Raw genomic sequence first — 931 nt, forward strand, 5'->3', positions numbered from 1 at the left:
AAACACGGCTTTTATACTTATGGCCCTCAGGTCAATAAAGAGCCTTCAATCAAAAAAATGAAACAGATTGCTGACTACATCGCACGTTATGCTTCTCATCCCGCTATTGCTGAATCAAGAATTGATGCCTTTGATCCTGTTTCTCATATGATCACTTGGCACTTTGATCCTCATGAAGATGATCATATTTCTAATGCAGATCTTAAACTGGGTAGACAAACCATCACTGAACATGTTTATAAGTTTATGATCAAACTCATTAAACATATTCCTGATAAAGGGTTCCATCTCATCCGTTATTATGGCTTCTATTCTAACAGAACGACGAAGAAATCTCCTTCTATCAAAAAACTTCTCATTGCTTCATCTATACGCCATCTTAAACGCCAGATCAATTGGCGCTATCTCCTTAAATCAACATACAAGTTTGATCCGATCCGTTGTCACTGTGGATCACTCATGACGCTCAATCTTGATTATTCGTTTCTACCAAATTCTACGAAAGAAGGGTTGATCTCTGATGCCTAAATTCTTTACGACTTCTAAAGCTAATATGTCTTTTATTCAAAAACAAAATCTCTATGCTGAGTATAAATCTGCTGTTGAACAGGGTCTTGTTCCTGGTCCTCTTTCTTCATTTTCAGAGTTTATTTCCATTCCAAATTTCGATGTCATGGTCGATATGAAATGCTTGTCTTGTCACTTTGCTCTTAAAGTTAATTTTGCTATTTATGCTGAATACATGAAATTGGAGAACTCTCCTTTTCCTTTAGATACTTGCCCTCAGTGTGGTAAGTTGCATTTTGTTCCTTTAGATGTTTATAACAAACTCATGATTTAGGTTATTTATTATACATGTCACTACACTCACTTCTAAAAGTGAGCTTTTTGTCTATAGTGATTTTTGGAAAAATAAATAGAATTTCCTATC

The 931-nt window shown here is 35.1% G+C and carries 2 protein-coding genes; both read left to right on the forward strand.

Annotation, left to right across the window (positions count from 1 at the left end):
• Window positions 1-528: transposase (locus QJ521_RS09650; protein ID WP_282840274.1), on the forward strand; the 528-nt coding region annotated here is incomplete at its 5' end.
• Window positions 521-841 (forward strand): hypothetical protein, encoded by a 321-nt coding sequence (locus QJ521_RS09655; protein ID WP_282840275.1) that lies wholly within the window; start codon window positions 521-523, stop codon window positions 839-841. The genes QJ521_RS09650 and QJ521_RS09655, both read left to right, overlap by 8 nt.
• Window positions 842-931: the final 90 nt, after the last annotated feature.

This window comes from Peloplasma aerotolerans (assembly GCF_030012175.1).
Classification (GTDB): Bacteria; Bacillota_I; Bacilli_A; order Acholeplasmatales; family Acholeplasmataceae; genus Peloplasma; species Peloplasma aerotolerans.

What these genes read in the sequence shown, in the direction of transcription:
- QJ521_RS09655 (WP_282840275.1), top strand. Translation starts at nt 521, where the DNA reads ATGCCTAAATTCTTTACGACTTCTAAAGCTAATATGTCTTTTATTCAA.